Annotated in this window: 17 protein-coding genes; 6 read left to right on the top strand and 11 right to left on the bottom strand. The window is 69.4% G+C overall.

The window, feature by feature from the left end:
• Nucleotides 1-58 precede the first annotated feature (58 nt).
• Nucleotides 59-1,603: an MFS transporter gene (locus B073_RS40040; RefSeq protein WP_199788148.1), complete on the top strand. Its 1,545-nt coding sequence runs from the start codon at nt 59-61 to the stop codon at nt 1,601-1,603.
• Between the two features lie 161 nt (nt 1,604-1,764).
• On the opposite strand, the gene B073_RS0115450 is transcribed toward B073_RS40040, so the two are convergent.
• Both B073_RS0115450 and B073_RS0115455 read right to left on the bottom strand, forming a co-directional pair.
• Entirely contained in the window at nt 1,765-2,055 is a 291-nt protein-coding gene (locus B073_RS0115450; protein ID WP_018538987.1) for a hypothetical protein, read from the bottom strand.
• 184 nt (nt 2,056-2,239) lie between these two features.
• On the bottom strand, nt 2,240-3,178 hold the full coding sequence (locus B073_RS0115455; protein ID WP_018538988.1) for a LysR family transcriptional regulator: 939 nt from the start codon (nt 3,176-3,178) through the stop codon (nt 2,240-2,242).
• A gap of 233 nt (nt 3,179-3,411) precedes the next feature.
• Between B073_RS0115455 and B073_RS40045 the strand changes: the two genes are divergently transcribed.
• Nucleotides 3,412-4,860 (top strand): MFS transporter, encoded by a 1,449-nt coding sequence (locus B073_RS40045; RefSeq protein ID WP_018538989.1) that lies wholly within the window; start codon nt 3,412-3,414, stop codon nt 4,858-4,860.
• A gap of 396 nt (nt 4,861-5,256) precedes the next feature.
• On the opposite strand, the gene B073_RS0115465 is transcribed toward B073_RS40045, so the two are convergent.
• A complete protein-coding gene (locus tag B073_RS0115465) occupies nt 5,257-5,742 on the bottom strand; it encodes a hypothetical protein (RefSeq protein WP_018538990.1) in 486 nt (161 codons plus the stop codon).
• A gap of 63 nt (nt 5,743-5,805) precedes the next feature.
• Nucleotides 5,806-6,675, bottom strand: coding sequence for an alpha/beta fold hydrolase (locus B073_RS0115470; RefSeq protein WP_018538991.1), 870 nt, complete (start codon nt 6,673-6,675; stop codon nt 5,806-5,808).
• A 277-nt stretch (nt 6,676-6,952) separates the two neighbouring features.
• Here B073_RS0115470 and B073_RS0115475 point away from each other — a divergent pair, with 277 nt between their 5' ends.
• The gene (locus tag B073_RS0115475) at nt 6,953-7,924 is read left to right on the top strand and encodes an HD domain-containing protein (protein WP_018538992.1); all 972 of its coding nucleotides are present in this window, start codon (nt 6,953-6,955) and stop codon (nt 7,922-7,924) included.
• Between the two features lie 31 nt (nt 7,925-7,955).
• On the opposite strand, the gene B073_RS0115480 is transcribed toward B073_RS0115475, so the two are convergent.
• On the bottom strand, nt 7,956-9,191 hold the full coding sequence (locus B073_RS0115480; protein ID WP_018538993.1) for a hypothetical protein: 1,236 nt from the start codon (nt 9,189-9,191) through the stop codon (nt 7,956-7,958).
• Between the two features lie 358 nt (nt 9,192-9,549).
• The gene (locus tag B073_RS0115485) at nt 9,550-9,975 is read right to left on the bottom strand and encodes a pyridoxamine 5'-phosphate oxidase family protein (protein WP_018538994.1); all 426 of its coding nucleotides are present in this window, start codon (nt 9,973-9,975) and stop codon (nt 9,550-9,552) included.
• A 240-nt stretch (nt 9,976-10,215) separates the two neighbouring features.
• Here B073_RS0115485 and B073_RS0115490 point away from each other — a divergent pair, with 240 nt between their 5' ends.
• Nucleotides 10,216-11,352: a DUF4185 domain-containing protein gene (locus B073_RS0115490; RefSeq protein ID WP_018538995.1), complete on the top strand. Its 1,137-nt coding sequence runs from the start codon at nt 10,216-10,218 to the stop codon at nt 11,350-11,352.
• 113 nt (nt 11,353-11,465) lie between these two features.
• On the opposite strand, the gene B073_RS0115495 is transcribed toward B073_RS0115490, so the two are convergent.
• Both B073_RS0115495 and B073_RS40050 read right to left on the bottom strand, forming a co-directional pair.
• Entirely contained in the window at nt 11,466-12,389 is a 924-nt protein-coding gene (locus tag B073_RS0115495; RefSeq protein WP_018538996.1) for a MerR family transcriptional regulator, read from the bottom strand.
• 118 nt (nt 12,390-12,507) lie between these two features.
• Entirely contained in the window at nt 12,508-13,317 is an 810-nt protein-coding gene (locus B073_RS40050; protein WP_051094015.1) for a hypothetical protein, read from the bottom strand.
• Nucleotides 13,318-13,516: 199 nt separating this feature from the next.
• On the opposite strand from B073_RS40050, the gene B073_RS0115505 reads away from it, so the two are divergent.
• Both B073_RS0115505 and B073_RS0115510 read left to right on the top strand, forming a co-directional pair.
• Complete coding sequence (locus tag B073_RS0115505) at nt 13,517-15,343, top strand: sugar-binding protein (RefSeq protein WP_018538998.1); 1,827 nt, start codon at nt 13,517-13,519, stop codon at nt 15,341-15,343.
• A 217-nt stretch (nt 15,344-15,560) separates the two neighbouring features.
• The gene (locus tag B073_RS0115510) at nt 15,561-16,736 is read left to right on the top strand and encodes an FAD-dependent oxidoreductase (RefSeq protein ID WP_018539000.1); all 1,176 of its coding nucleotides are present in this window, start codon (nt 15,561-15,563) and stop codon (nt 16,734-16,736) included.
• A gap of 10 nt (nt 16,737-16,746) precedes the next feature.
• On the opposite strand, the gene B073_RS0115515 is transcribed toward B073_RS0115510, so the two are convergent.
• From B073_RS0115515 to B073_RS0115525, 3 genes are all read right to left on the bottom strand, one after another.
• A complete protein-coding gene (locus tag B073_RS0115515; protein ID WP_018539001.1) occupies nt 16,747-17,214 on the bottom strand; it encodes a hypothetical protein in 468 nt (155 codons plus the stop codon).
• Between the two features lie 81 nt (nt 17,215-17,295).
• Nucleotides 17,296-18,054, bottom strand: coding sequence for a class I SAM-dependent methyltransferase (locus B073_RS0115520; RefSeq protein WP_234025090.1), 759 nt, complete (start codon nt 18,052-18,054; stop codon nt 17,296-17,298).
• Nucleotides 18,055-18,209: 155 nt separating this feature from the next.
• Entirely contained in the window at nt 18,210-19,589 is a 1,380-nt protein-coding gene (locus tag B073_RS0115525; protein WP_018539003.1) for a serine hydrolase domain-containing protein, read from the bottom strand.
• Nucleotides 19,590-19,663: the final 74 nt, after the last annotated feature.

A 19,663-nucleotide genomic window follows, 5' to 3' on the forward strand; every position in this document is an offset into this window, starting at 1 on the left:
CTGCCTGCAGGAAAGCAACTCAGAGACAGGGATGGGCACATAAGTGGATGGCAGGCAAGTGGACGACAGGCAATCCGAAACGCAAGACGACAGACGAGACGACAAGCAGCAAGAGGACGGGCGGAACGTCGGGTCATGGCGGGAGCTCGGAAGCCATGCCGGCACGGCCGTGGTGCTGGCCGGGGGCGTGCTCATCGGCGCGGTCAACATCTACCTGGCCGCAAGTCTGCTGCCGACGGCGGTCGCCGACATCGGCGGTGAACGCCTCTACGCCTGGAACATGACGGTTTTCCTGACCGCGCAGGTCATGGCGACCATGCTGGTGAACCGAACCCTTTCCCGCCACGGCAACATCGGCTCCTACCTGCTCGGCTTCGGCGTCTTCGCCGTCGGCTCGGTGGTCTGCGCGGCCAGTCCGACCATGCCGGTACTGCTGGTCGGCCGCGCCGGGCAGGGACTGGGAGCGGGGTTGCTGACCGGACTGGGGTTCACCCTGATCTACTCGGCACTGCCACGCCATCTATGGGTACGGGGCAGCGCGTTGATCTCCGCCATGTTCGGCCTCGGCAACTTCGTCGGCCCGACGCTGGGCGGCCTCTTCGCCCAGTTCGGCTCCTGGCGCCTGGCTTTCCTCGTACTGGCTCTCGCCTCGGCGCTGATGGCGGCGTTCGTCCCCCGAGTACTTCCGGCCGGCGACAGGACCGATACGGAAACGGAAGCAGGTATCCCGCTGGGTTCCCTGCTGCCGATCATCGGCGCCGCCGGTGCCGTGAGCATTGCGGGAATTCTCTCCGACGTGCTCATGCGGATGGTGCTCATCGGTCTGGCACTGGCGTCGATCCTGGTCTTCGTGGTGACGGAGCAGCGTAGCCGCATCCGAGTCCTGCCGCGCCGGACCTACCAGCCCGGCTCCGCCCTGCGATGGATCTACCTGACCATCGTGTTCCTCGCGGCGGGTGTCGCCGTGGAGACGTTCCTGCCCTTGTTCGGCCAGCGCCTGGGCGGACTGCCGCCGATCGCCGCGGGATTCTTCGGAGCGGCACTGTCGCTCGGCTGGTCGGCAAGCCAGATCGCAAGCTCCTCGGCACGCAGGGAGCGGACGACTCGATGGCTGCGAGTGGCCGGCCCCGGTCTCCTGGCGACCGGGTTGGCCGTGCTCGCCCTGATGCAGCGCCGCGACGCACCACAGCCTCTGGTCCTCGCGTGGTTGCCCGTTCTTCTCCTCGCCGGTGCGGGAATCGGACTGGCCATGCCCCATCTGTCCGTTGCCGCGATGACCGGCGCACCGGACAAGGAGGAAGGAGAGAAGGCTGCCGCGGCAATCGCAACGGTGCTCACGCTGTCGATCGCATGCGGTGCGGCCGTCTCCGGCCTCCTGGTCAACCTCGGCGGCGCATCGATGGTCGCCTCCGCCCGCTACCTTCTGCTCGGCTTCGCCGTCATCTCCGCCCTCGGAACGCTCACCGCCCTCCGCGCCAACCGCCTTGCCCGACCGGCCGAGCTACGACGCAAGCCGGAGCCGGCGTCCAAGTACGAGCCCAAGTCCGAGTCAGGCCCAGGGTCCAGTTCCGGTTCCGGCAAGTCCGCGGGGAATCTGCGGTGAGGGCCTGAGAAGACGGGCCGGCAGAAAAGAAACGGAGGAAGAGAAACGGAGGAAAAGAAGCAGCGGCAAGGAAGGGCCGGCCGACGACACCTGTCGGCCGGCCCGGTCCGGCTCCATGCGTTCCTGGCGCGCACCCACCGGCACATCAGCCGGCGAACACGTCAGCCAAGGCCGCCCAGACCGCCCATCATCGATCCGTGGCCACCCTCGCCGCCCTCGCCGCCCTCGTCGCCGTGGTCGCCGTGGTCGTGGTCGAGGAGCCCTGAGCCCAACCCGTTCATGCCGGAGAGACCCCCGCCCATGGAGTCGTCATCGTGGCCGTCCTTGGGCTGGTGGTGCGCGGGGGTCGGCGCGTCGGCATGGGCGGGAGCGGCCGTTACCGCGAATCCCACAGCGGGAAGCGCGGCGAGCACCGCGGCCGCAGCGATACGAGACGGATGGAAGTTGAACACGTGGTTTTCCCTTCGTCGTCAGCGGTGACAGTGGAAGCCTGTCCACCTGTGACCATGGTTTTCGGTGCCAGGCCGCCAAATCACCTGATAAGCCGTCACCCCACCGCTGCCCCAGGCTCTGGCGACTTCGTCTCGTGGCGGGCACGCGTTCGAGGAAGGCACCAGTGGTGATCGGGGGCGCGTCTCACCTGACAGGGGTGTCGTCGGGTTCCAGCACTGCCTTGGCGGAGTGGCGGATGCGGGAGCGCAGCCACCGGTGGGCCGGGTCCGCGTCGTCGCGTGGGTGCCAGGCCATGGACAGCTGTAGTGGCGGCAGGGGGATGGGCAGTTCTCTGGTGACCAGGCCGAGGGTGCGCACATTGGTGCGGTACTGGCGCCAGGGGAAGAGGCCGACCACATCGTGCCGGTTGGCCAGCATCAGCAGCGTGGCGGCGAACGTCGGGGCGACGACGACGGCGCGGCGGCCGAGTCCCCGTGCGGCCAGGGCGTCGTCCACCGGGCCGCTGAGCCGGCCACGACGGGAGGTGACGATGTGTCTGGCGGCGGCCACCCGTTCGGCGGTGAGTTCGCCCTCGGCCAGGGGGTGGTCGGGGCGCATGACCATGACGGTGTGGTCGGTGGCGAGGAGTTCGGTGTGAACCTCGGGAGCGAGCGGGCCCAGGACTCCCATCTGGAGATCGACGTTGCCGTCGCGCAGTCCGGCGTGGTCGCCGGGCGGTTCGGCCAGGAACCGCAGCGTCACCTTGGGTGCCTGTTGTTCGACGCAGGTGAGCAGGTGGTCGCCGACGGAGGTGACCATGGCGTCGTTGGCGGAGATCGTGAAGGTGCGGGTGAGGGAGACGGGGTCCGGTTCGCCGGCCGGGGCGAGCACCGCGCGGGCGCGTTGCACCAGGGCGCGCACTTCGCTGCGCATGGCCACCGCACGGGGCGTCGGCTGCATGGTGTGACCCGCACGGACCAGGACCGGGTCCTCGACGACCTTGCGTATGCGCCCCAGGGTGCGGCTCATCGCCGGCTCGGACACCGCCAGTCGGTCGGCGGCCGCGGTGACCGAACACTCCTCCAGCAGTACGTCGAGGGCGATGAGCAGGTTGAAATCCAGCTTCGTATGCACGGGACGCATTTTATGCATCACTCCCATGCATTTGAAGTTAACTTGACGCGTTTCTACGGTCGTTGACGCACCTTTCGAGAGCACCATTTGAGAAGGGAAGGATCATGACCGCCAACCGCGCAGCAGCGAGCGCCGCATCCGCCAACAACCTTGCGAGCGAGGGAAGTTCACTCCATCGCCCCGGCCAGTCTCCCCACTCCGCGGGGCACCCCATGGCACACAGGCGCACGGTTCCGCGCCTCATGAACGCCGCCGTCATCGCGATCCAGGCAATGGTCTCCGGCGTCAATCTGGCCATTCCCCAGCTGTCCGGGAGCGCCCTACACCCGTCGGCAACACAGTTGGTGTGGATCGTCGACAGCTATCTTCTGGTCTTCGCCGGACTTCTCATCCCGGCAGGGGCGTTGGGCGACCGCCTGGGCCGAAAGCCGGTCCTCATCGCCGGCCTCGCCCTCTTCGGCCTCGGCTGTCTGGGCTGCGCGCTCTCCCCGAACGTCACCGTGCTGCTCGTCGGGCGGGCCGTCGCAGGACTGGGCGCGGCGCTGGTCATGCCCGCCACCCTCGCCCTCTCGTTGGCGGTGACACCGCACAGCGAGCGCGGCAGGGCAGTGGGAGCCTGGTCCGGCGCGACCGGACTGGGCGGCATGCTCGGCAACCTCCTCGCCGGCACCACCCTGCAGTTCTTCTCCTGGCCGGTGTTCTTCGCGCTCTTCGTCCCGGCCGCCGCCGTGCTCGCGGGGCTGGCCGGCCGCTGGGCCCCGCGCACCGAACGTCACTCGGCCCCCTCCGATGTCCCAGGCACCGTTCTGCTGGTCGCGACCCTCACCGCCCTGCTGTTCGGCCTGATCGAAGGGCGGGAGCTGGGCTGGGGATCGACGTCCGTCCTGGCGGCGTTCGCCGCGGCCGTCGTCTTCGGCGTGCTGTTCGTCCTGCACTCCCTGTCCAGCGACCATCCGCTGGTGGATCTGCGCCTGCTGAGCAAGCCCGCGGTCGGTTCCGGCGCCCTGGGAGTCGCAGCCGCCTTCCTCGGGATGTTCAGCCTCTTCTTCCTCAACGCCCAGTATCTGCACTACGCCAAGGGGTTCAGCGCCGTGGAGACGGGCCTGGCCATCCTGCCGCAGGGCCTGTGCATGAAACTGGTCTCGCCCCGCGCCACCCGGCTCGCCGGTCGGTGGGGCGCGCGTCGGGTGGTGGCCGCCGGCATGGCGCTGATCGTGGCCGGGTTGGCGCTGCTCTCCCTGGCGACCTCCGCGACGCCGTACTGGCTTTACGCGCTCGACCTGCTGATCATGGCAACCGGCATGGGACTGGCCACCCCACCCCTCTCCGGCGGCATCGTCGCCTCCCTGCCCAGGAACCAAAGCGGTCTGGGGTCCGCACTCAACAGCACCGCCCGTGAGATCGGCAGCGCCATCGGTATCGCCGTCGTCGCCACCGTCGTGACCACCCAGTTCCTCGCCCACCTGCCGTCAGCCATCGCCGGCGGCGCGCACTCGACCTCCGACGCAATGACCGTCGCAAGCCACCTGACCCCCGCTCAACACGCCTACGTGATAAGGGCGTTCACCGACGCCCTGGCCACCGGCTACCGCACCATCGCCGTCCTGGTCGCCCTCGCCGCCGTGGCGATACTCGTCTGGCAGCGCCACGCCGGCCGCAGCGAGACCGCCCACCCACAGACACCGTCGTGACCACCTCGGCCGACGGCCTTCCCCCGGTTTCCGACCTGGCGGGTCTGGTCGTGATGGGCGGCCCCGTGAACGCCGACGACCTGGCCGGCCATCCGGCCCCGAAGCTGGAGCGGAACCTCCTGGCCGACGCCCACCGAGGCGGAGGAAGCTCTCGGCTCCCAGGCCATCGACACACTACGAGCCGACGCCCGCGCCGCAGCCCCGGACCTGCGCCCGCTGGCCGAGCAGAGCCTGTCCCCTCTCCGGACCCTCTTCCAGTCACACACTGATCGCTGACCCGGGCGCCCGGGCGCCTGGTCGAGGACTGCATCCGCCATGGCGCGAGCCATGGCGGATGGAATTTCCACCGGAAGGGATCGACTGCCGCGTTGCCTGGAGTTCGGAGCAAGTACCCAGTCACCCGACGCGGTACCGGACCTCCTCGAACGGCCAGTGCGACGACAGCCAGGCAGCCACGGCATCGTGCAGCGGGCCGTCCAGCTCGGCCCGGTCCGCCCGGTCCGCCCGCACCCACGAACGCACCTCCGCAACGCTCTGTTCCGCCTGTCTTTCCAACTGCCCCGAGGGCGGCGGGTAGATGTACACGCAGCCGATCACCCGATCGTCGTGATCGAGAACCGTGTACGTGAAGCCTGCCCGCTGCGCGAAGTCGTCGGCATGGCGCTGCACGTCACAAAGATTGTCCGCAAGGCTCATACCGGCAGGTGGCGGCCAGCCGCGGCCCCGGAAGCCCGGGGTGGCACGGATGTGCTCGATGCTCGACATCCACGCCTCGTGATCGGCTCCGTTGTGCTGCGGCCCCAGGGGCTCCAACCGGAAGCCCTCACCTGTGAGGCCCAGTGGCACTACGAACGTGTCGGGGAGAAAAGCTCGCATGGCCATGCCGGGAGACTACCGGGCCGGTGACGCGGTTCTCTCCTCATGGACAGGTTCTCTTGGCCCCGATCAAGACCCGGCAGGCAAGTCCAGAAGCCCGACGAGTTCGCCCAGAAGCCGGGCCGCAGGCACCGGGTCCATCAGCCACTTCAGGTGACTGCTCCGCAACGTGCGAACGTCGTAGGGGTTGTCCGGCGTCAGTGCGTTGCCCTCGCGGATCAACCGGTCCTGAAGGGCGAGCGGCAGGCTCACGTCGTCGGCCAGGCGGACGAAGGTCTTCGGAATCCGGCCCCAGGTCGCGGCTTGCGCCCGGTCGGCGGAGGTGCCTGCGTCCAGGTTCTCGTCGGGCTGGAAGGTGTTCAGGAACGTCAGGAACTCCTCGTCCGTAGCGTCGGCGAGGAAGGCTGCCTTGAGCGCGGCCAGCGCGTCCGGATCCGCGGTGCGGAAGTTCGTGCGGAGCAGGCCGAGTTCGGCCGGGTTCCCGGCCATCGCCGGAGCCAGGGAGGCGACGTCGACCGTGGCCATCTCCGGCTCGGCGTAGTAGTCGTTGACGTCGAGCTCGACCGGGCACCAGGCCGAGACGTACACGAGGCGGTCGATCAGGTCCGGTCGTGCGTTGGCCGCGGCCGTGGCCGTCATGCCGCCGCGGCTGTGCGAGACGAGGATCACCGGGCCGTTCCGCTTGGCCCGCTCCAGGACCTCGATCAGATACGCGACGTTGTCGGCGAGCGTGACGTCCTTGATCGAGCCTGGCTCGGTGGCAAGCCCCTCAAGATCCTGCGGCGCCTGGTAGGCGCGCGGGAAGGTCGCCGCGAACCCGTGGCCAGGCAGGTCGACGGCGACCGAACGGTGCCCGAGCAGGCCGAGTTCGGCCTGGAGTGGCGCGAAGGAGAAGGAGTTCGCGAAGGCTCCGTGAACGAGAACGAACGTCGGTTGCATCTGTCTACCCACTTTCTGAACCTCGGCGGCGTCGGCAGCACGCGGGGCGCCGATCCCCAGGGCGTCGTGCGGACAGTTGCCGGTGCCCAGTCGCTCACCTTACTCAGTGAAAGATCGTCCGCACCACCCTGACAAGTCCCTTCCACTTCACTGCCGACATGCCATCGCCCCCCGGTGCCGGCCGTAGAGTGAAGCGATGGGTAGTCGCCTGGAAGAGAGTTCGTCGCAGGACTTCGGCGGGGTCGTAGTACGGCCCGTGCCGACCCACGTTGTGGGGGTGTCCCCGGTTTTCACCGACCCGTTGTGGCGGGTGTCCGTCCGCCTGAACCCCGCGGAAGTCGACCTGTTGCGCACCGAACCGCTGCGGCGCCTGCACTTCGTCGCACACGGCGGAGCGTCGACGCTGAGCACCTTGCAGTCGTACTCCAGGCTGGAACACACTCTCGGAGTCTTCGCCCTGGTCGCACACTTCCTGCCGGACGACGAACTCCTGCGGGTCGCGGCGCTGTTGCACGACATCGGCCATCTGCCCATGAGTCACACCCTGGAAGGTGTTTCCGGCCTCGACCATCACGCCATCGGGTTGCAGCTGCTGCGGACCGACCACGTTCTCCCGGTGTTGGAGAAGCACGGGTTCAGCGCCGAAGCCGTCACCGCCGCCCTCGCCCCGCAGCCGCCCTCGCCCCTGACCAACCGCTCCGGCTTGCTCAATCTCGACCATCTGGACTCCTACGTCCGCAGTGGGCGCGCCGCCGGACGTCTCGGCGTCGATCCAGTCGTCATGCTGGGCCGACTCGGCCTCACGGAAGCGGCGGTGTCGGCCGACCGTGAGACCGCCGCCTCGCTCGTCGACTTGATCTGTGCCGAGGCACGGCTGCACACCTCGTGGGACAACGTTGGCCCGGTCTCGGCGGTCCGGCGCCTGGCCTGCCGGCTGCTCGACAACACGAACCTCGCCCCGGAACGGCTCGCCCGGATGGCTGATGCGCAACTGTGGTCCGCATTCGACTCCTGTACCGCCACACGACGCGAGAGCGCCATGATTCGGTACGAGCTGCATCGGTTGCGGGTCGTGACCGGGCATGCCCCGTCTGGGGGTCGTCCAGGCTGGGACTTCTCACTGCGCAAGATCTACAGCTCGGCGCCGCTGGTGGAGGGACGGCGAATCGACCGGTCTGCGCCCGAACTGGCAGCCGAGTTGGGCAGGTTGAAGGCATTGCCCACCGCGTTCCACGTCTGGTGGAGCTGAGCGGGTTGTGAGCCGGGAAACGGAACGTGCGTCAGGAACAGGCAGGGTCGTCCTGGGCGGAAGGGGTGGCGTCCGCGCGGGCCGCGCGGCCACCGGCTGTCCGCAGTGTCACGGCGGCCGCGATGCCTGCCACCAGTCCGCAGGTCAGGGCCGCTGGGGTACCGACGCCCAAGCCGGTGACCAGGCGCAGCGGGTCCCCGCCCAGGCTCTCAGCGTTGATCAGCATTCGCAGCAGCTGGCTGACCAGCAGCCCGAGGACGGTCGCGCAGACCGTGGTCACGGCCATCGCGGGGACAGTGGCGCGGGTGAGCAGGCCAGGCAGTCGCCGCAGTGACCACCACACCACGGCGAGCAGCACCGCATCGATGGCGCGGTAGAGGAGCCATTCGCCGAGCGGTCCGCCCCCCGGCCAGTCCCAGCCGCCGAGCAGCAGCCACTGACGCAGCAGGTCACCTGGTTCGGAGACCAACCCGGTGCGCGGGGAGATGCTCTGGATGACGGCGGCGACCGGCGTGTAGGAGAGGACGAACAGGGACAGCGCGATCACCACGGTCCCAACGGTGGCGGCCAGGCGGGCAGCACGCGCCGGAACAGCCGTCGACGGCAACTGCCCCTGCTCCTCCGCCCACTGCTCCTGTTCCCGCTTGTGCTCCCGCTCCTGACCGTGCCCGCGCCGGCGTACCGGCCCCGCGCCGGCGATCCGGGCCAGCAGTACGGTCGCCACCGCCGCGACCAGTGCGGCCATCAGCACGACTTCGCGTCCGGTGGTGATGATGTTCGACAACTCGGGCAGAAAGCGGAAACTGCCGTGTCCCCCCGAGGCGATCATCCACGGCGCGGAGACGGTCACCGCCAGCATCCCGGCCACCAGACCCCAGGTCCACACCGCGAGAAGGGCGGCCGTCGTCCGGCCCTTGGCCGGCGGCAGCCGGCGGATCAGCAACAGTGCCCCCACCACGAAGAAGACAAAGAGCGCGACATACCGAATCTGCTGCGCGGTGGTGTGCAACTTGACGTAGTTCAAACCGTCGAGGGAGGCAGTGGCCCCGGCTCCGCCGAACGCCTCGTTGCCGAGCTGAGCCGAGACCGGCACGTCGTACGACCAGGGGGTCAGCCACCTCGTAAGCTCACCGACGGCCGGACTGCTGATGACGTTGGTGGTCCCCGGGAGATCCAGCGCAGGTGCGCTCGCCCCCGCCCACCACACAAGCGCCAAGAGCAGCAGTCCCCCGACCAGTACCGGTATCGCCGCGCGCCGGTATGTCATCTACTCCCCCGACTTGTCGTGCATCCAATGAACTTCATGACCAGTTGGACATTACGGGAGCTTGATCACATAAATGTCACAGACGTATGCCGGGTTGACCAGGCGTCAGACTGGCTCACGCTCACGCCGCAGCGCGTCATGCAGCTGCCCCAAGCCTTCGGCGATGGAGATCGGTGGAGAGAAGCCCAGGTTCCTCCTGGCAGCGGTGAGGTTGAACCAGTGGGAGCTGGTGAGTTCGGCGACCAGGAAGTGGCTCAATTCGCGGGTGCCCGAGGTGCCGGTGAGAAGGACGGCGGTTTCGCGGGCCGTGGGCGAGCCGACACGGCGCGGCGGGCCGTGCCCCTCAGAAAACCGCCGTTCAGAAAGCCCCCATGTCGGCGGAGATCCAGTGTTCCGGCCGCATGTAAAAGGCGATGTGCTCACCGAGGTGCGCCTTGTCGTACTCGACGAAGCCGGCGACCTTGTCCTCGGGGAGGTACCGTGCGGCCATCTCCCAGGACAGCTCGTGACTGTCGGGTTCCGTCCTGATCAGCGGCCCTTCCACGGACACGTAGCGCACGGTCGGCTCGGTCCGCTGCACCATCAGGCTGAAGCGCCCCGCCTGCCGAATGGCGCGCGCCTTACGTGAGTCGGGCCCCGTACGCACCCAGAGTTCACCGCCCGGTGTGTAGTGGTACCAGATGGGGACCGTCAGCGGCGCACGGTCCGGCCGCTCGACCACCGACAGCGCACCGACATGAGGTTCGGCCAGAAACAGCTCTCGTTCTTGCTTCGACAGACTCATGCGGCCGACCCTAACGGCGACCGACGGCGTCAGCCATGCCGATGGCCCGAAGGTGTACGGGAGCGGACTCCGGCGCCCGGCCCCACCAGGCAGCTCATCGGCGAGTCATCGTCATTTCATCGGTCGTGGTTACGGTCGAGCACCTCCGACGAGGAGAGCGCTCGGGGGCCCTCGCCCAGGCCGATGGCACCGGGGGCGTCTCCTCGTACGACTGGGCCGGCTCGGAAAGGCATCGACACAATGACACGTCCATCGGACGAGAAGGACGCGACGGCCGGCGGGCACTCCCGCCGCAAGCTCCTCAAGCTGGGGATCGGCGCCGCCGTGGGGGCGGGAGTCATCGGTACGACTGCGGGGATCGCGAGGGCCGGCGGGCCGAACGACCCGTCCAGTCCGACGATTGCGTACAAGGTGAAGAACCTGAGCGGCCCGGCCGAGACCGGCCCGTTCGCCTCGCCCTGGACCGACCTCGGCATCCCCGTGCGGTGCCCCGACGGCACCATGCTGTTCGTCGGCGGCGACACCTTCAACGGCGACCACGTACCGCGGCCCGGCGAGCCCGCCGACGACTGGCGCGCCCCGGTCGGTCTGCGCTCCAACAGCTCGGACCTGAACAATCTGCGCATCGACGGCAGCGTCGGCGGCGGACACGCCAACAGCCTGGTCGACGAACCGCACAACCCGGTCGGCGACAAGGCCACCACGGCGATCCCCTCCGATGTGTTCGTCGTCGACGGTGTGATGTACATGCACCTCATGCGCGGTGTCATCTACGACACCCACCACACGGACTTCTGGCGCTCCACCGACAACGGTGAGACCTGGGAGTACCTGTGCCAGTGGCCGGGGGACCTGCACGGCGGCCAGTTCCAGCAGAAGACCTACGCGGTGGCCGACGACGGCTACTGCTACGTCCTGTCCTCGGTCTTCAACCGCGAGGTGGAATCGGGGATGTTGCTGCACCGGGTGCGGAAGGAGAGCCTCGGCAACCCGGACGCCTACGAGCCGTGGGGCTACGCCGACGGTGGCTGGCGGTGGGGCGCGCCCCCGACGACCGTCTTCGGCACCCGCAAGTGGGGCGAGATCTGCTTCCGCGCCATGGACGGCAAGTACGTCCTCACCTGGCTGAACATGAACCCGCTGTCGATCCGGGCGATGGTCTTCCCCCTGCCGACGTCGGACCTGACCAGGACGCTGGAGCAGACCATGATCGTGCCTGGCGCACCGGGGCAGGAGGTGGGCAACCTCGTCGCCAGTCCGTACGGCGGGTTCGTCGTCCCCGGTTCGACGTTCGGCAACTTCCACATCGTCGTCAGTCAGTGGTACGACCCGTGGAACTACCGGTTCATGCAGTACAAGGTCCATATGCTGTCCTGAGCCGGCTGTCCTGAGCCAGGAGCAAGCGGTGCAGCCCGTGCGGGCGCGGTCCGGGGACTGCGCCCGCACGGTGCGTTCCTGACGTTGCATCAACCTCCAGGGGAGGCGGCATGCTACTGGACGTGGGACCCGGCGTGGGACCGCAGTGCGGCGATCAGCCACTCGAACGCCGGGACGTGCGAGGGGACCGGCGGCCGGCCGTTCAGCACCGCCAGCAGCTGCCAGTACCGCTCCACCCTGCGGTCGGTGAAGGTGGCCAACTGATCGGCCAGCCGGGCTCGTTCGACCGCAGGCAGGTGGGGGTCGACGATCCGGTGCAGGATCTCCGTTCCCGCCGCCGAGGCCGGCGCGATACCGTCGCGTACCGCCTGGCCGGCGTGCTCGGCGACCTTCGCCGGGTCGGGTCCCTCCGGCTGCGGGCCGCCCCGCCCTCCGGCCACCGCCATCTCGCGTACCCGCTTGCGGAACGACTCGTCGCTCACCAGCTCGGCCAACTCCACCCAGGCATCCACCTGTTCGGGAGTCGGGTCGGCGGGCAGGTGGGTCGGCATGGTGCGCATGGCCTGGGCGATATGCGCGCCAGGCGCCTGGGGATCGACACCGTCGAAGGTCTCGCGGACGAAGTCGTCGGTGATCCGCTGCCGCTCGTCGGCAGACATCCGGGCCAGCTCGTGCATCAGTCTCATCTCCTCGGTCGTGCTGTCCTGTCGAGCGACCCGGTCCAGCACCGCGCGCCGCACTCGCAGTGTGCGGATCTCCGCATCCAGTGCCCGCACATGGGCGCTGGCCACATCGCGCACCGTCATCTGCCTGTCCACCACCTGGCGTACCGTGTCCAGGTCCAGTCCCAGCTCGCGCAGGGTGCGGACCAGTTGGACGCGGGCGACGGCACCGGCGTCGTAGAGCCGGAAGCCTCCTGCCGTGCGGTCGCTCGGCGCGATGACGCCGCTGTCGGACCAGAAGCGAATCGTGCGCACGGCGACTCCGGTACGCCGGGCAAGCTCGCCGATGGTCAGCATCTCGGTGGGATCGCTCACGGGAACAACTCTCAACCCTCCAGTAGATGGAGAAGCAAGCCGCTTTTTCCGGAACCCCTTTTCCCGAAGGCTCCTCATGGTGAGTGGCCGGGCGGCCGACCGGCCGTCAGGAGCCCGGTCACCACTTCGGGCTGAGGGCGATCTTCCGTAGCTGCTCGACGGTCAGGGCGGGAGCCGTGCGGGTCGCGGCGCTCTGCTGCGTGGCGGCGTTGAAGGCGCTGATGACGACGCGCCTGCCGTCGGGCCGCAAGGTGTCCACGGTCCACATCACCACGCCGTCGACACCCTTTTCGCCGGGACCCTGGTGGACGGCGAGGCGAGTGCCGTCGGCCAGGGTCTCGTCGCCCGGGTGGAAGAGGTCGTCGGCGACGTCCTGCATGCCTGGCTGGACGTTGACCTCGACGAATCTGCGGCCCCGTCCGTCGTCCACGACGACATAGGCGAATTCATGGCCGCCGTCGCCGCCCTTCCCGACCACCTTCAGGCCCTTGAGGACCAGGCCGGAGAGTGTGTCCACGACCGGGCCGCCGGTACGTTGCCCGGGATCGACCGGCTTCTTCGCCCGCCGCCGGGGGCTCTCCGGGATCGCGTCGACGATCCGCCGCCACTCCCGCGCCGACACCAATTCCTTCAACTGCGGCTGAGAGAGGGGCGGTTGTGGCCGCGTGACCGGTGCGTCCTTCTCTGCGGCAGCGTTCCACTCCCGTACGGAGACGTTCTGGCCGCTGGGTGTGACCAGGTTCGCCGTCCACAGCTTGGTGGCCACCCTGCGGTCGGGGTATTCGTAGCCTTGGAGGACCATGAACGCCGAGCCGTCGGGCAGTCGCTCGGTGGCACAGGCGTCGTACGGAACGAACGCCTTGTCCGGGCATCCGGTCTGCTCCCGCGCCTCAGGGGCGCGGGGAGGTCCCGTTGCTGTCAGGATCACCGCGAAAGGTGGTTTATCGCCTACTTTTCGGCGCCCCGGAAAGCCTGACATGGTTGCCACTCGGCACGTTGCCCACCGCATGGTGCGAAGCAGGTGGCCCGATGTCCGAGAGCCCCCTACTGACTGTGACGAAGCCGAACCGCCCTGCCCCGCAAACAGAGTCCACGAAAGTCCACGACCAAGGACGAGTGATCCGTTGATGTCACGCCTGCCGTTGCACTCCGTGTCGACCCTCGTCGCCGCGGTCGCCCTGCTGTCCAGCGCCGCCGTTCCCTCCTCCGGCGCCCGTGCCGCACCCGACGCCCGACCCGCGGTCGCCCCGTCCCGCGACCGCGCGCACACGGACGTGCTGTTCATCGGTGCGCACCCGGACGACGAGTACCAGTCACTGGCGACGTTCGGACAGTGGCGGCAGCGCCGCGGACTGTCGACCGGCGTGGCCACCATCACCCGCGGCGAAGGCGGCGGGAACGCCGTCGGCCCGGAGGAAGGGGCCGAGCTCGGCCTCATCCGGGAACGCGAGGAACGCAAGGCGGTCGGCCTGGTGGGCATCCGCAACGTCTACTACCTCGACAAGCCGGACTTCTGGTACACACTGTCGGCGCCGCTCACCGACAAGGTCTGGAACCGGCCGCCGCAACGGCGCACCGACACCCTGGAACGCATCGTCCGGCTGATCCGCGCGACCACGCCGAAGACGGTGGTCACGATGGATCCACGGCCCTTCAACCAACACGGCGCACACCAACAGGCCGCACGACTGGCCACCGAGGCGTTCCGACTGGCCGCCGACCCCACGGCCTTCCCGGAACAGATCCGCAAGGAGAAGTACCGCCCCTGGCAGCCGTCGGAACTGCTCACCCAGAGCTGGGGGTTCAAGGGGCCCGTGGGTCCGGGCTGCGCCAGGCACCGGGCCGTCGACCCGCCCACCGGCCTCCCCGTCGTCGGCCACTGGACCGGAGTGCGGGCGCCCAACGGCAAGACGTGGGCCCAGGTCGAACGGGATGCCGCACGGACCTATGTCACCCAGGGCTTCGGCTCACTGCCGCGCAAGGTCACCACCCCACGCAGCCAACTTCCGTGCGAGTGGTTCACCGTCCTGGCCAGGAACGGCGAGATCGTGCGGGCGAAGGTCCGGAATCAGTCCGGTCTGCGGCCTCTTTACGCCGAGTTCCGGGAGTGGGCGGAACGGGCAGGGCTGCCCTGGCTGGCCAACGACGCCCAACCCGACTATCCCGCCAACCCCCGCACCACCGCCCCTGCCGTCGCCAAGGCCCCCGTCGTGGACGGCAAGGCAGGCCCCGGCGAGTACCCCGGCCAGAAGCTGACGTTGCGTCAGTGGGAAGGAAAGCAGTGCACGCCGGCGGACTGCTCGGCAACCGCCCGGATCTCCCGCCACGGCGCGGCCCTCTACGTCCTGGTGCAGGTCCGCGACGACATCAAGGGCACGGCCCTGGACGCCCGGACCGACTGCAAGCGGCACTGGCGCACCGACTCCGTGGAGATCGACCTCGACCCGCGCGGTGACTCCGACGACACCTCGACCACCTTCAAGACCGGCATCCTGCCGTTCACCGCGCACAACGGCGGCCCGTGCGCCGAACGCGACGGCGACAACCACCAGGGGCCGGCGGCAACCACCTCGCCCGGCATGGCCGTCGCGGCCACGGTGACCAAGCCGTACACCGGCTACACCGTCGAGGCGAAGATCCCCTTCAGCGTGCTGCCGGCCGCCGTCGACCCGAACCGCCTCACCGCCAACGTCCTCCTCTACGACTCCGACGCCCAGGACAAGACCGGTAAGAGCCGGCTCGCCTGGTCCCCGTTCGGCAGCGCCCAAGCCGATCCCTATGTCTGGGGCCACTTGCGCCTGCCCGGATACCGCCCGCCGGTCGGGCGTCCGCCGCGCCCTGCCGACATCCCGTTGGAGGCCGCCCGCAGCAAGGACTCGCCCGCCGCCGTCGCCCAGGCGCGCCGCACCGGCGTTCCCCTGGCAGCCGGGCCCCGTCACCGGCACCGGCAGTGACCCCTCTGCTACCGAACCAGGTTACGCAGGTGCATGCGCTCTCCTGATCCAGCCCTGCGCCGACCGGCTACCAGAGGTCGCCCCGGCCGCCGTGGTCGTATGCCCGGCCGTCGGCGCCGACGGCCGGGTCGGCCGCCCGGCCGCCCGGCCGTCCAGGGTCCATCATTGACTTGGACGCCCGAGAGGGCCCCTGCAGCAGGATGAATGGGAGTGGAACGTGACACGCATACTGGTCATCGGTGGCGGGATCGCCGGTACGGCGACGGCGTTGGCCCTGCACAAGGCAGGTCTGGACGTCGCCGTGCACGAGGCGCACCCCGACACCGCCGAGGACATCGGGGCCTTCCTGACCCTGGCGAGCAACGGTATGCGTGCCCTGGCGCAGCTCGACGCCTCGGACGCGGTCACCGCGATCGGCTTTCCGCTGCCCTCGATGCGGGTTCTCGACGACCAGGGCGGCGAGGTGGCCCGTGTTCCGCTCGGCGAGGCCGACGACGCGCGGCTGCGGTACCGGTGCATCCGCCGCGGTGAGTTGAACGCGGCGCTGCAGGCCGAGGCGATCCGCCGCGGCATCCGTATGACGCACGGATCGCGGCTGCTGGCCGTCGAGGACGGCCCGGATCAGGTGACCGCGCGTTTCGCCGACGGCAGCGTCGCGACCGGTGATCTGCTCGTCGGCGCGGACGGCCTGAACTCGACCATCCGGCAGTCGATCGCGCCGGGCACCGAGCCCGTCTACGCGGGACAGTCCGTCTTCTACGGCTACACACGCAGTGCGCCGGTGGCGGAGGACACGGGCCAGATCACCATGGTGCGGGGCAGCACCGTCGCCTTCGGTTACGCGGTCTCGCCGGACCGGGAGACGTACTGGTTCGCCCGCGTCGCGGGTCAGGCGCTCAGCGCCGCGGAACTCGCCGGCCCGGCCCCCGCCCACCGGCGTGCGCAACTGGTCGCGTCGCTGCGCAAGGACGCCACCCCGGCCGCGGACATCGTCGCGGCCTCCACCGACGGCATCATGGCCACCAACGCCACCGAGATTCCTCCGGGCACGCCCTGGCGCGCCGGCCGGATGCTGCTCGTCGGCGACGCCGCACACGCGGCCTCACCGGCGACCGGCCAAGGCGCCTCGATGGCCTTGGAAGACGCCGTCATCCTCGCCAAGTCCCTCCGGGACACGCCCGATCCGCAGAGCGCGCTCGCCCTCTACGAGTCCTGCCGCCGGCCACGCGTGGAGCACAACATCACCGTCAGCGGACAGCTGTCCCGCGGCACCCGCACCCCTCCGGCACGCACCGGCCAGGCGCCCTCCGCCGCGCGCCCCGGCGACGACAAGCTGCTCGCCCAACTGGACTGGGACGTCGATCTGCGCACCGTCTCCGGCAGCGCGGACTGACCTCGGCCGCTCAGCGCGGCCACTTCTCCGGTGTGCTGCTGGTGGTGACCTGACAGACGGCGGGGCGGCCGGGAGCCGGAGACCTGCCCTCGGCGACGACCCGGACGTCGTCGAGAAGGATGCGGCAGGTCGCGACCGTGTGCGCGTCCGGCGCCACCTCGACCCGGGCCACCTCGCCGGTGTTGACCAGCGCATGCGCGCTCCACGGGAGTGGTGTGCGGCCGAGCCGGGCGATGTGGTGGACCGGTTGGAAGCTGTCCGGGTTGAACCGGTAGCGGACGGCGGTGGCCTGGCCCTGTCCGCCGACGGCACCGCCCTGGTAGGTCAGGAACCAGGCGTTTCCGCCCCGCAACCGCTTGAACCAGACGGTGTGGTCCTTGGCCCACAGCCCGCCGCCGAACCCGAGGCAGGCCACGGCGAGCCCGCCCAGCGCGAGATAGAGGGTGCCACGGGAGCGGCGACGGGTCTGCAAGGACATGACTGCCGGGCTTTCTGTCGTGCGGACGGCGAACCACTGCCGTCGGTAGGACGCGGGCGACGGCTGTTTGGTTGACGCGGGTCAGCTCGGCTTGACCGCGGAGACGACCGTGGTCGGCATCCAGGGGCCGCTCCACCACATGCGAGCCCCCGCACCACGGCGGGTGATGTCGCGCATTCCGAGCCGTTGCAGGTCGGCGCCGTACTCACGGGTGTGGCGGATATCGGCGACCACCAGACGGCCGCCCGGCCTGAGCACGCGTACCGCCTCCTCGATGGCCGAGGTGCGCCCGGCGGCGTCGGGGATGTTGTGGATCGCGAGGCTGCTGACGATGACGTCGAACTTGCCGTCTTCGAAGGGCAGTTGGGTCATGTCGGCGGTGTGGAGTTCGATGCGGTCGGCCACGTCCTCTGCCTGTGCGTTGCGTCGGGTGACGGCCGGGTCGTTCCCGCTCTGGTCCTGGCTGCGCCAGAGGTCGACGCCGTGCACCCGGCCTCGGGGCAGGCGCTGGGCCGCCGCCAGCAGCACCGCTCCCCGTCCGCAGCCCAGGTCGAGTACGTGCTCGTCACCGCGTAGCGCCAGTCCGTCGAGAAGCCCCTCCCAGACGACGAACTTGCCGCGGCGGGTGACGTACAGATACAGGCCCGCGGACAGCAGCATCAGACAGCCGAAGACGAGCGCCCCGAGGGCAGAGGTCAGGCCGTGCCCGGTCAGCCACACTATGCCCCACGCCAGCAGCGCGATGCCCATGGCACCGTACAGCGCCGGAATATAGGGTGCGTCCACTCCGTACGTCCCCTGCCGCCGGGCGATCGGGCGTGGTGATAGGCGGTCAGTCAAGGTGATCTCCCCCTGTTCGTAGTTGCTGAGCCGACTGTGCCACGGCCAGGCATCGATACGACGATCGACGTGCCGGAGGCGGCGAATTCCGACACGACAATGGCGTGTTCAGCGAATTTCGGCTCTGGTCCGGTTGCTCCCCCCGGTCGGCTTGATCAGGGTGTTTGCGGGGTGCGGCCGAAGAGTCGGCCGGCGAGGTCGATGCCCACGACGGTGCCGGTGTCGTCGCGGGTGAAGAACCCGCGCTGACCCTTCAGGCCGCCCTCGGTGATGAGGTACTCGTCGCCGTCGCCGGGCAGCAGGCCCATGGCGGCGGCCGGGTGGTCCGGGGGCAGGTCCGTCGGCGATGCCGCGCGGATCTCCGGCTTGAGCCCGACGGCGAGGGTGAGTTGGGAACCGTCGGAGGCGATGTCGAGATCCATCACGTCGATCTCGTAGCGGCCGACGATCTCGTCCGCCCGGGCCGCGTCGTAAGGGACGGGCTCCGGGTCGCGTTCCACCACTCCGAGGTGGTGTTCGAGCGCCCAGCGCAGGACGGCTCGGTTGAACTGGTAGCCGCCCGGGCCCGAGTTGGCCAGGGACACCAGGGCGAAGTCCCGGTCGGGCACGACGAGCAGTTCGGCGAACTGGCCGTTGCCCGAACCGCCGTGGCCGATCGTGCGGACACCGTCCACCTCGCGCAGGAACCAGCCGATGCCGAAGGCGTCGCCCAGGGTGCTGCCGCGCAGCTCGGCGGTCGGCTGCCGCATGCGGTGCAGATCCTCGGCGGGCAGGACGCCGGCGCCGTCGCCGAGGTGGAAACGGGCCCAGCGCAGCAGGTCACTCACCGAGGAGACGGCGCCCCCGCCGGGGTTGTTGCCGCGGGTGCCGGCCCGGAACGCCTTCCATGGCCGGGCCGGCCGCAGCGTCCCGTCCTCCGTGCGGTGGTAGCCCACGGCGAAGCGCCGGGTGATCACGTCGTCCACGTCGAAGAAGGTGTTCGCCAGGCCCACCGGCTCCAGGACGAGGGCGGCCACCGCCTTCTCGAAGGCCAGGCCGGTGACGTTCTCGATGATGCGGCCGGCGAGGTTGTAGCCTGCCTGGCTGTACGAGGCCCGGGTGCCGGGCGGCGCGATGATCGGCAGTTCGGCCATCTTCGCCACGAACGCGGCCAGGGAGACATCGTCCTCGTCGGCGTCGATGAGGTTCCATTCGAGCCCGGACGTGTGGTTGAGCAGGTGCAGCACGGTGATCTGTGCGGCGGCCCGTTCGTCGGCGAGCCGGAGCTCGGGGACGTAGCGGCGCACCGGTGCGGTGAGGTCCACCTTGCCCTCGGCGGCCAGGCGCATCAGGGCGGTCGCCGTGAAGGACTTGGTCACCGACGCGATCGGGAAGAGCGTCCGCTCGTCGATCGGCAGCGGGTTGTCGATGCTGGTCACGCCGTGGGAGGCGTGGATCTCCCGGCCGTCCACCAGCAACCCGACCGAGACACCGGGTACTTCGAACTCCTCGGCCGCCGCCTCGACGAATGCGGACAGCGCCTGTTCCTGCGACATGGGATTCCCCCCTGGAAGTACTTGAACTGACTTGTGATTGACTTGAGACCGACTTGAACTAAGTGCAAGTGGAG

The organism is Streptomyces sp. MspMP-M5, from assembly GCF_000373585.1.
Taxonomy (GTDB): domain Bacteria; phylum Actinomycetota; class Actinomycetes; order Streptomycetales; family Streptomycetaceae; genus Streptomyces.

Coding starts and splice junctions, on each gene's coding strand:
- B073_RS0115480 (WP_018538993.1), bottom strand. CDS start 9,191: ATGACATACCGGCGCGCGGCGATACCGGTACTGGTCGGGGGACTGCTG.
- B073_RS40045 (WP_018538989.1), top strand. CDS start 3,412: ATGAACGCCGCCGTCATCGCGATCCAGGCAATGGTCTCCGGCGTCAAT.
- B073_RS0115525 (WP_018539003.1), bottom strand. CDS start 19,589: ATGTCGCAGGAACAGGCGCTGTCCGCATTCGTCGAGGCGGCGGCCGAG.
- B073_RS0115470 (WP_018538991.1), bottom strand. CDS start 6,675: ATGCAACCGACGTTCGTTCTCGTTCACGGAGCCTTCGCGAACTCCTTC.
- B073_RS0115490 (WP_018538995.1), top strand. CDS start 10,216: ATGACACGTCCATCGGACGAGAAGGACGCGACGGCCGGCGGGCACTCC.
- B073_RS0115455 (WP_018538988.1), bottom strand. CDS start 3,178: ATGCGTCCCGTGCATACGAAGCTGGATTTCAACCTGCTCATCGCCCTC.
- B073_RS0115465 (WP_018538990.1), bottom strand. CDS start 5,742: ATGGCCATGCGAGCTTTTCTCCCCGACACGTTCGTAGTGCCACTGGGC.
- B073_RS0115485 (WP_018538994.1), bottom strand. CDS start 9,975: ATGAGTCTGTCGAAGCAAGAACGAGAGCTGTTTCTGGCCGAACCTCAT.
- B073_RS0115515 (WP_018539001.1), bottom strand. CDS start 17,214: ATGTCCTTGCAGACCCGTCGCCGCTCCCGTGGCACCCTCTATCTCGCG.
- B073_RS0115505 (WP_018538998.1), top strand. CDS start 13,517: ATGTCACGCCTGCCGTTGCACTCCGTGTCGACCCTCGTCGCCGCGGTC.